This is a genomic window from Candidatus Komeilibacteria bacterium CG_4_10_14_0_2_um_filter_37_10 (genome assembly GCA_002793075.1).
Taxonomy (GTDB): domain Bacteria; phylum Patescibacteriota; class Patescibacteriia; order UBA1558; family UBA1558; genus UM-FILTER-37-10.
The window spans coordinates 1-6,239 of record PFPO01000096.1 but is presented as its reverse complement, the minus strand read 5'-3'; the positions used below and the strand labels follow the sequence as shown (position 1 = coordinate 6,239).

Annotated in this window: 6 protein-coding genes; 4 read left to right on the top strand and 2 right to left on the bottom strand. The window is 36.6% G+C overall.

Translation table 11 applies throughout. The annotated features are described in order from the left end of the window. Positions 1 to 198: 198 nt before the first annotated feature. The 3 genes from COX77_05025 (at position 199) to rnc (ending at position 2,092) form a co-directional block, all read left to right on the top strand. Positions 199 to 402 carry a 50S ribosomal protein L32 gene (locus COX77_05025; GenBank protein PIZ98301.1) on the top strand — a complete coding sequence of 68 codons (204 nt, stop codon included), beginning with the start codon at positions 199 to 201 and terminating at the stop codon, positions 400 to 402. A 28-nt stretch (positions 403 to 430) separates the two neighbouring features. Further along, positions 431 to 1,300: a transcription antitermination factor NusB gene (gene nusB, locus COX77_05020; protein PIZ98300.1), complete on the top strand. Its 870-nt coding sequence runs from the start codon at positions 431 to 433 to the stop codon at positions 1,298 to 1,300. A 102-nt stretch (positions 1,301 to 1,402) separates the two neighbouring features. Continuing rightward, positions 1,403 to 2,092, top strand: coding sequence for a ribonuclease III (rnc, locus tag COX77_05015; GenBank protein PIZ98299.1), 690 nt, complete (start codon positions 1,403 to 1,405; stop codon positions 2,090 to 2,092). A 51-nt stretch (positions 2,093 to 2,143) separates the two neighbouring features. Here the strand turns inward: rnc and COX77_05010 are convergent, their stop codons facing one another. Then, positions 2,144 to 2,641 (bottom strand): hypothetical protein, encoded by a 498-nt coding sequence (locus COX77_05010; protein PIZ98298.1) that lies wholly within the window; start codon positions 2,639 to 2,641, stop codon positions 2,144 to 2,146. Positions 2,642 to 2,654: 13 nt separating this feature from the next. Continuing rightward, positions 2,655 to 3,188 (bottom strand): hypothetical protein, encoded by a 534-nt coding sequence (locus COX77_05005; protein ID PIZ98297.1) that lies wholly within the window; start codon positions 3,186 to 3,188, stop codon positions 2,655 to 2,657. Between the two features lie 188 nt (positions 3,189 to 3,376). Between COX77_05005 and COX77_05000 the strand changes: the two genes are divergently transcribed. Next, positions 3,377 to 5,998, top strand: coding sequence for a hypothetical protein (locus COX77_05000; GenBank protein PIZ98296.1), 2,622 nt, complete (start codon positions 3,377 to 3,379; stop codon positions 5,996 to 5,998). The last annotated feature ends 241 nt before the right edge of the window (positions 5,999 to 6,239 follow it).

Genomic DNA, 6,239 nt, shown 5'->3' with positions numbered 1-6,239 from the left:
CCTAGAACACTGTGCCCTGGGTGGTAAAACCCCAAATGAGGTATTAGCTAGAGTGCAAAATGTGTGTACCTAAAACAGATTAATCAACAGGTTGTTATTAGGCATAAACCACGGGCAATATTGACAAAAACACCCAAATAAAATATAATACTATAGTATTAATTAATAAAAAATTGATTTTTAAATTATAAATTTACTATGACTGTACCACCGAAAAGACGTAGTAGCAGTGCTAGAAAAAGACGAGCTTCGCATCACGCTTTAACAATAGCGAGCACTCACAAGTGCCCCAAGTGTGGTTTTGCCAAGCTACCACATCGAGCCTGTTTAAACTGCGGTACCTATAAAAACAAAGAAGTTATTAAAATTAAATCATCTTTAGATAAGAAAAAGAAGAAGTAGATTCTTCTTTTTTTTGTCAAACAAAATTATGTCCAACAGACACCTAGCTAGAACATTAGCATTACAAACCCTTTTTCAATGGGATTTTAATGGTCAGAAAGAAATTTTGGCAGATGTTTTATCCTACAATTTTAAGGAGTTTGCTAATGATTTTAATGACGAGGGGTTTAGTCTAAGCTTGGTAGAGGGTGTTAAAAAGAACGTCACCGAGATTGATGCCCTAATTGTAAAATACGCACCAGAGTGGCCACTAGACCAGATTACACCAACGGATCGCAACTGTTTACGTATTGGCATTTATGAACTTAAGTATGATTTAAATATTCCACCCAAGGTGGCTATTAATGAAGCCATTGAATTGGCAAAGACTTATGGTGGTGATTCGTCCGGCAAGTTTATTAATGGTGTTTTGGGTTCTATTTATAAAGAGATGGAGCAAAAGGGTGAAAAACAAAACATGGATGAACGGATTGAGCGGGAAACATCGGTTGGTGGCGTCGTTTATTATCAAGATGAGAAGGGTTGCAAGGTGGCATTAATACTAAACGCTTACAATAAGTGGGCATTACCAAAGGGGCATTTGGAAAGCGGTGAAGATTTGGTAGCTACCGCCAAGAGAGAAGTAGCTGAAGAAACCGGCTTACAGAATTTAGAAATATTAGATTACCTCGGACAGATAGAATTTAAAATTAAAAAACCGCAAATTGCAACGATTTTAAAAACAGTACATTTTTATTTAATTCGTAGTGAAGATGATAAGTTGGTGTTACCCAAGACTGCCGAACTCAAAGACGTTAGTTGGTTTGAACCGCAAGAAGCATGGCAGAAAATTGATTATGAAAATACGAAAGAAGTATTAGCTCGGGCCTTTGAGATATTAAAAATTACAGTTCAATAAAGAATAATTTTTAATTATTAATTTTTTGTAGGTGGCACTCTATTTGGATTAATATATAATTCAAGCAGACTGTTACTTACCATTTTGGTGAGGAATGAAACAATGAAGGATTTCAAAAAATTAGCTGACGGTTGGGAGGTAAAATTTAATAACCCCGAGCTTTTAAAACAAGCTCATGTTCACCGTTCTTATTTAAATGAGCACAAGGACTTTGGTATGGAGCATAATGAGCGACTAGAATTTTTAGGCGATGCTGTTTTGGAGTTGGCAGTTACTAAATTTTTATACAACAACTATCCTAATCCTGAGGGTGAGCTGACTAATTGGCGCGCTAGTTTGGTTAATGGCCAGATGCTAGCATCGATAGCCAAGGGTTTAAAAATTGAAGATAATCTCTACTTAAGTAAAGGCGAATCGCAAGACAAAAACGGTAAGGCGAGAAACTACATATTAGCTAATGCGCTAGAGGCCTGTATTGGCTCGATTTATTTGGATCAAGGGTTTGAAGCAGCAGAAAAGTTTATTGAAAAATTTGTTTTAGTTAAATTACCAGAAATATTACAAGCCCGAGCCTTTATTGATCCCAAAAGTCATTTTCAGGAGCGTTCCCAGGAAGTTTATGGATCAACGCCAGCATATAAGGTATTGGAAGAAAAAGGACCTGATCATGAAAAGTTTTTCCGCGTGGGTTTGTATATAGGCAAGAGAAAGATTTCCGAAGGCACTGGTATGTCCAAACAAGAGGCCCAGATTGATGCTGCACGAGCAGGACTTGTGGCCATGAGTTGGTAAAAAAATGATTAACATAAAAAAGTTCCTGCATTATATAGAGAGCTTTTTAATTTATTTATTACCTTTCCAGCCAACAATTTTTTGTAATAGGGCGTAGATTAATAATTGCCATTTACTTCTGGTCCACCATTGAACAGAATGCGGATCAAAGGGAACTTTAGCAAATTTATATTTTGCTAATTCATAGCCAGCAAAGCGAACTAATTTTTTACATTTGGATAAGTGCAGGAATGGTTGGGCAATAACATAAACCAACTCAACTTTTCTAGTAGAAAAGTGACCATCAGCTTGCGACACCACTTCCCCGCTGTTTAAATATTGTCTTGGTCTAGTATGACGCGTAACAACAAGGGTAGCTGGCGATTTCTGAAAGCAAGAATTGATTTCATGTTGCAAGACAACAGCGACTAGCTGTTGATCGTTACTATGGTTAATTTGTCTAATCGTTGATTGGACGACTGAAGCCAACACCTTATTACTCGGCCCAGGATTATCTATTTGATAACCAAAGGAAAAAGCAACAATACCGACGTTTATTTTTTCTTTCAATTACTTCACCTGTCTATAAAATTAGTAAAGCCATTGCTATTAGAAATAATATTATAGCGAATAATACTTGCGGTGTCAGACTTGAATAATCTTTAGCAATTACTTGGTCAAGAGTAAGTGCTGTTTGCGAAAACTCGACTTCATCTCTTTTTTTGATTAGGCAAAAACCATGATCACGATCAAATAGTTGATAGTAGTAATTATTAAAAGGCCAAAGCCACATAACTCCGCTACTGTCTAAACTATCGTGTACATAATGCCAGGTTAAACACCAGAATGATAATAAAAGAAGAGGCACTGAATAGAAAGCAACTGGTAAAACAATCAACAAGTAACAGAACAAAGGTCGGTGGAGCAGTGAAGAGCGATGATTGCTATCCTTTCTTTGCAATAGTAAGTCGGCGTCTGGCAGTATGGCAAAAAAGATAGCAAATACATGCCAATTATTAATACCAACGACAGAGAAGGTAAGCGAATAACCGTTACCAAATTCACGATAAAATAGTTCACCAAAAATTAAACCAAGAGAAATATCTGCCAAACCCATAAGTGTTATGGCTATTATTTTTTTAAAGTACTTCAAAGGATCACCTTTAGTTTTGTGATAAATAATGATTAATGCTTTACCGTATTACATTTTTGGTTATTTGTCAAGCCTTTCAGGGCTTCAAGTGTTGCTATAACAGTCAAAAAATAGTAGAATTCAATGGTTAATATAGCCAAACTCGTTCAATTATGTTTTTACAAAAATTAGAAATACAAGGTTTCAAGTCGTTTGCCAATAAAACTGTTTTAGAATTCAATCGTGAGCTAACTTCCATCGTTGGCCCTAATGGTTCTGGCAAATCCAATATAGTTGACGCTGTACGTTGGGTGCTAGGCGAACAAAGTTTGAAAGTTTTGCGCGGCAAAAAGACGCAAGACGTTATTTTTTCTGGTAGCGATCAGAAAGCACGATTGGGTTTTGCCGAAGTCAGTTTGTATTTAAATAATGAAGACAATAAAGCCCCCATTGATTACGGGGAGGTTGTAATTACGCGCCGTGTTTATCGTGATGGCGAGAGTGAGTATTTGATTAATAAGAATAAAGTACGACTACAAGACGTTTATTTATTAATGGCCAAGTGTAATTTTGGTCAAAACTCTTATTCTATTGTTGGCCAAGGAATGGTTGATTCTATTCTGACCTCTTCACCACAGGAGCGTAAAGAATTTTTTGATGAAGCAACAGGCGTCCGCCAGTACCAGATCAAAAGAGAGCAGTCGTTAAATAAATTGGAACGAACTTATGAAAATTTATTGCAGTCCCAACAGTTACTGCAAGAGATCGAACCACGCTTACGATCATTAACGCGGCAAATGAAGCGTTTGGCGGACAAGGAAGAATTAGAAAGCGAGTTACAAAAGAAACAAACAATTTATTATAATTTTATCCACCGTGGTTTAGCGTCGGAGTTAATTCAAAAAAAGAAAGAAGGCCAGCGATTATTAGGAAAAAAAGACGAATTAGAACTAAAATTAACCAATTGGCAAAAAGAGTTAGAGAAGATTGAGGAGGGTATGGGCACCGGTTCTGGTTTTGTTGATTTAGAAAATAAATATCAAAAGCATTTGCTGGAAAAAAACAAAACGCTTTCCGAAATGTCTTTGGTGCAAGGAAAGATTGATTTACAGCTGACCACTAGTGGCCAAGGAAACGTTGTTTGGTTAAGGAAAAAAGAGGAGGATTTACAATCTCGATTGGTAGAATTAGCACAGCAAAAAAATGATGCCCAAGAGCAGTTGAGCAAAACAGAAAATATATTACAAAAAAAATTACAAGAACAAGCTAAGGTATTAGGCGAATTTCAAAACATTAAAGACCAATTAGTTAGCCATAAAAACGAGTGGGATGGCGAACAAATACATTTGGCATTAGAAAAACTAGCTAACGACTATGCCATTTTTTTAGTTGCTATTAAGAAAATTGAAAGTCCGAATAAACTCGCCGAAATCCAAGAGCAAGCTGATCAGATAAGTCAGCAGATTAATTTTCTCTTGAAGGAGTTAAGTAAAACCAGTAAATTAAGCGCCACCGAACAGCAAGTATTGGAGGAAAAAATGGAGAGTTTTCTGATCAGCAAAGATAATTTAGTTGATGAGATTAATCAAATTAGAATTACTCAGGGCGTAGTGCGGACTAAAAAAGAGCAAGCTGAACACAACTACCAACTAGCTCAAGAAGAAAAAAATAAGATTGATCAGGAGATTGTTTTGCAAAGCAATGTGTCCAGTGGTGAAAAGAAAGATCTTTTGCAGAAACAGAGACAAGAATTAGAAATAAAATTAAACGAGCAAGAAGCTGCCTTACAAATCGCCCAAGAGAAATTAGCCGAGATCAATGCCCGAGCCGAGGGTCGGCAGGCCAATTTAATTCAAATACAGCGACAAACCAGAGATGTCCAGATTGAGCTGAATAATATTAATAATCAAATCGCCATACTACAGATTGAGATAGCCAAACTGGAGACAAGATTAGAAGATTTACAACAAGAAATTAGCGAAGAGATGCACGGGTTGTGGCAAGAGGAGGAGTTGGTTGATGATAAAATAAGACCCGAAGATTTAAAAATAGAGATTAACGGTTTAAAAAATAAATTATCTTTGATTGGCGGCATTGATGAAGGTGTGGCTAGTGAATACCAAGAGGTGAAGGAGCGCTGTGATTTTTTGCAAACCCAAACCGTTGATTTAGAAAACTCCATCGAATCGTTACGCGAGGTCATTCAAGAGTTGGATCAAAAAATTGCTCAGCAGTTTAATAGCACCTTTGACATTATTAATAATGAATTTCAAAAATACTTTAAAGTATTATTTGATGGTGGCAAAGCTAACTTAGTTTTAAAATCAATAATGCCGAGTAAAGAGGAGAAAGATAATGAGGAAGCCGCAGAAGAAAGTGAAGAAGGAGAGGAAGAGACATTGTCACCGATTAAAAAATTAAGACAGAGCTTAACGCCAACGGAGATAGAAATTCGCGCTTGTCCGCCCGGTAAAAAAATTGAAAGTCTGAATACGCTCTCGGGCGGCGAAAAAGCCATGACAGCTATTGCCTTGATCTGTTCTATTGTTTCTGCCAACCCATCACCATTTATCATTTTGGATGAAGTTGATGCTGCACTGGACGAAGCTAATGCCGGACGGTATGTTGCCATTTTAAATGAGCTATCGAATAAAACGCAATTTATTGCTATCACGCATAATCGGGTAACCATGCACCACGCAGCTATTTTGTATGGCGTGACTATGTGTACCGATAGCGTCTCGCGGTTGCTATCAGTTAATTTAAAAGAAGCTGAGGAGAAGTATAGTAATTAATATAAGCACATTGACAAGTTATTAGAATTTTTGTTAGGATTTTTGTAAGTTCATTAATATAAGAGGAGAAGATATGTTACGAAAAATGTTGGCCAGTTGTTATTTTGTTGTGCTTATCGGATTAGTATTTTTCTTGATAATTACTAATTGGTTAGTAATAACAGGCACCTTTTTTGAATTTATTGGATTAATCGATCATTATTTTGTTTATTTTGCAATCGGTTGTCTGATCACCGCGTTT